We start from the raw sequence: 4,005 nt of genomic DNA, 5'->3' as shown, positions 1-4,005 counted from the left end.
ATTTTGGCCGCCATTCCTTCATTCGTTATCGACGTGCTCTTTGGAAGCAGCTATTTGGGTGCAGCGAATACTGTGCGAATATTGGGCATTGAAGCTGCTGGTTTGGGAATGCTCTCGCTCCTTATATACCTTCACTTGGCTAGGGAATCACTCGATTCGCTTTTTGCATGGATCGGAGCCGCAATTGCTTTTATCGGGATAGAGCTTTTCCACGGATCAATTGTTTCGATTGCCTTCGTAATGCTGATCTCCGTAGCTTTTGCAGCCAGCTTGTCCTTAGCTGGAGCTGTACATGCTCTACTGCGGGATCCCTTGATCGAGGACGTGGATTTTATAGAAAAGCATCTGTTCCATCCGGTCGATAAAGACGCAAAAGGACTGGATCTAAGTATTGTGGTGCCTTATTACAATCCAGGCGTCGCTCTGAGCAAACATATTTCGGCGCTAGTGGAAGTACTGGATAAAAGCAAACTGCGTTACGAAATAATTGCCGTATCGGATGGTTCGACAGATGGTAGCCCGGATACCTTGACGGACCTTTTCCCCACAGTCCTTAGGAATACAAAATTGCCCAAAAACTCTGGTAAGGGTCAGGCGCTGAGAGTTGGGTTAATGCAGGGCAGAGGTGAGTTTCTCGGTTTCATCGACGCAGATGGCGATATCCCTGCGATGGAACTGATGGGAATTGTTGAGGTGATTAGGGCGTCTGAGCCTGATATTATTACCGGCAGCAAGCGGCATCCAAATTCTATGGTCTATTATCCGAAGTTGCGGAGAGTCTATTCATGGGGTTACCAGCAGCTGATACGTACTCTTTTCCATCTTTCGGTCACAGACACCCAAACAGGATTAAAGGTGTTGAGAAGGGAAGTTGTTGCCAACGTTTTGCCCCTAATGGTTGAAAAGCGCTTCGCATTTGACTTAGAGTTTTTCGTTGTGGCCAGGCGCCTTGGCTATCGAGAAATTATTGAGGTTCCTGTAATTATACAGCGCAGATTTACCTCAACTATCTCAATTAAAGCTGTGCGTGGAATGTTAGTCGACACTCTTGGAATCTTCTATAGGCTGAATGTTCTTCACTATTACGATAAGGTTCGCAGTCAAGCGGCCACTACTAACGATACAGGCAGTTCTGCTGGCGTTGCGTCCCCGGCACCTGACGTTTCTCACTTGCCAACGTGACTTGCTCTATTACATTTCGGTTCAGTAATCTACCTCGTGTTACAACTTAGACTGAGGCAATTCTCTCCTTGAAATAAGCGATAGTCTGCGGAAGGCCATCCTCAAGTGCGACAACAGGTTGCCACCCAAGTGTGTTAAATGCCAAATTGATGTCTGGCCGTCGCTGTTTTGGGTCGTCCTGCGGGAGTGGGCGAAACGTGACCTGAATACCTTCGCCAATGAGCTCCCGAATCAGTTCGACCAATTCGATGATTTTGAATTCATTTGGATTGCCTAGATTGAACGGACCAGTGAGATCGGCTGCGGAGTTCATTACGGATATCAACCCTTTCACCAAATCATCGACATAACAGAAACTTCGAGTCTGCTGACCCGATCCATGGACAGTCAATGGCTGGTTGGTGAGTGCTTGTGTTATAAAGTTGCTGATAACACGACCGTCATCCGGGCGCATATTAGGTCCGTAGGTGTTGAAGATACGAACAACTTTGATTTCCACCTGCTCTTGTCGCATATAGTCAAAGAAGAGTGTTTCTGCAACTCTTTTGCCTTCGTCATAGCAGGAACGTATTCCGATAGGATTCACGTTTCCCCAGTAGGTTTCACTTTGCGGGTGTTCCAAAGGGTCGCCGTAAATCTCGCTGGTTGAGGCTTGGAGAATTCTTGCGCCACTAGTTGCGGCAAGTTCAAGAAGGTTCAGAGATCCTAGCACACTGGTTTTTGTGGTCTTGATGGGGTCAGATTGGTAGAAGGGTGGGGAAGCCGGACAGGCCAAGTTGTAAATTCGGTCAACTTCGATCTGGATATGATCAGTAATGTCACTTTCAATGAAGGAGAATCTAGCGTATGCCTCAAGTACTTGCACATTTCTGATTTGGCCAGAGGAAAGATTATCAAGACATATGACTTCTTCACCCTTGTCGAGCAGGGCCCTGCACAAATGCGAGCCGATGAAGCCAGCTCCCCCAGTCACAAGATTACGCAATTCGTCCGGCTTCCTTACGTCTCTAAGAATCGGCTGTCATATTCGAGATCAAACAAGTTAGTTGCAGTTCCTTTGGTCTGGGGAGTTGCTCGCAGCGGCCTGCCGATCGAGAAGTATTGAAATCCCATGGTGAGCAGCTTGATAGGGTCCCACTGATTTCTGCCGTCGAACACGATCGCCTGATTGAGGGCACGTGAAATCTCTTCGAAGTCAGGTGCCCGGAACTCTTTCCATTCTGTGACTAGAATGAGAGCGTCTGCACCCCGGAGTGCCGAGTACTTGCTTTCGTGGAAATAGACTTTTTCAAGATCGCTGAAAATGTCAGTGGCAGTCGGGATCGCCACTGGATCATAGGCGTGTATCTTCGCTCCTGACCTGTGCAATGCTGTAATCAGAGGAATACTGGGGGCACATCGCATATCATCCGTATCCGGTTTGAACGAGAGACCCCAGACAGCGAAGGTCTTGTCAGCTAAATGCCCGTTGAAATGTGAATGAATTTTTTCGAAAAGGCTATTCTTCTGGCTCTCATTCACCGCATCGACGGATTTAAGCAATTGTGGGTTCAGTCCAAGAGATTCAGCCGTGTGGATCAGTGCATTCACGTCTTTTTGAAAGCAAGATCCTCCGTATCCGCATCCCGCATATAAGAAAGAATGTCCGATCCGCGGATCTGATCCTACACCATGTCTGATCTGCTCAATGTCAGCACCAACTCGTTCCGCAATTCGAGAAATTTCATTCATCAAGCTGATTCTTGCAGCTAAGAATGCATTTGCGCTGTATTTGGTGAGTTCTGCTGAAGCTATATCCATTTCTATAATTATGCTTTCCCGCCGCTGAAATGGTGCGTACAGTTCTCGCATTACTTCGAAAGCGGCCGGGTCATCAGCACCAACGACGATACGGTCTGGTTTCATGAAGTCGTCAACTGCCGTGCCTTCTTTTAGAAACTCTGGATTTGAGACGACACGGAATGCGATAGCTTCACCGCGCCTATCCAATTCGGCCTGGATTATGTCCCTAACCCTTTTGAAGGTGCCAACGGGTACAGTGCTCTTTGTGACGATTACCTTGGTTTCTTCAGAGAATTGGCCAATTGCAGATGCAATGTCGAAGATGGCACTGAGGTCTGCAGAACCGTCTGATTGGGGGGGAGTGCCAGCAGCTATGAACAGAATGTCACCAGATGTGACTGCTTCTTTTTGGGAAGAGGTGAACAAGATTCGATTTGAATCGACATTTCTTGCAAGGAGCTCTTCGAGCCCGGGCTCATAAAAGGCAGCCTTGCCCTCGCGGAGCTTGTCGATCTTTGCTACGTCAAAATCCATGCAGGTCACTGTGTTACCGATCTCAGCAAAGCCGACTGCGGTTACGAGCCCGACATAACCTGCTCCAAATACGGATATTTTCATTTTTAGCCTCTTTATCAAATAAGTGGGATTGTATCACCACTTGTCCTGTCTAAATGCCATGGCGTGCGATAGCCTGTCCGTAAGTACCCGCAGAAGACCTGTCCTTTATATACCTCACGCCCTAAAGAGCTCAAATGGGATTCGTAAATTGTTCCCTGATGTGTGAATCTTCGGGCCATATGTTCACGCCAAACGAACGTGTAGCTCTCTGGAAACAGCAAGACGAGGGACCTCCTTTGGGAATCTCGGGGTTCACAAGGCAGGATCTGTTACTTTGTAGCGCCAATTGAAGATAACGTTGATGATGCTTGCTGTTTTACCGATGCTGAGACATTTGGCCCAGTTAAAGCTTTAAATATTTTCTCGGCGCTAACAACATCCCCTGAACGTAGCAGGACTTCGCCGATCTGGTACTGATCTTCC

The 4,005-nt window shown here is 47.7% G+C and carries 3 protein-coding genes; 1 reads left to right on the top strand and 2 read right to left on the bottom strand.

What is annotated here, in order from left to right; all coding sequences use genetic code 11:
• The coding region (locus EPN29_13765; protein ID TAN31343.1) for a glycosyltransferase at positions 1-1,182 on the top strand (1,182 nt) is incomplete at its 5' end.
• 46 nt (positions 1,183-1,228) lie between these two features.
• Here EPN29_13765 and EPN29_13760 read toward each other — a convergent pair.
• Both EPN29_13760 and EPN29_13755 read right to left on the bottom strand, forming a co-directional pair.
• Positions 1,229-2,167: an SDR family oxidoreductase gene (locus EPN29_13760; protein ID TAN31342.1), complete on the bottom strand. Its 939-nt coding sequence runs from the start codon at positions 2,165-2,167 to the stop codon at positions 1,229-1,231.
• 14 nt (positions 2,168-2,181) lie between these two features.
• The gene (locus tag EPN29_13755; GenBank protein TAN31344.1) at positions 2,182-3,582 is read right to left on the bottom strand and encodes a UDP-glucose/GDP-mannose dehydrogenase family protein; all 1,401 of its coding nucleotides are present in this window, start codon (positions 3,580-3,582) and stop codon (positions 2,182-2,184) included.
• Between the last annotated feature and the right edge of the window lie 423 nt (positions 3,583-4,005).

The sequence above is a fragment of the bacterium genome, from assembly GCA_004299235.1.
In the GTDB taxonomy this organism is placed as follows: Bacteria; Chloroflexota; Dormibacteria; order Dormibacterales; family Dormibacteraceae; genus SCQL01.
The sequence above is the reverse complement of the archived record's forward strand: the minus strand, read 5'-3'. Positions and strand labels throughout refer to the sequence as shown.

What these genes read in the sequence shown, in the direction of transcription:
- EPN29_13755 (TAN31344.1), bottom strand. Translation starts at nt 3,582, where the DNA reads ATGAAAATATCCGTATTTGGAGCAGGTTATGTCGGGCTCGTAACCGCA.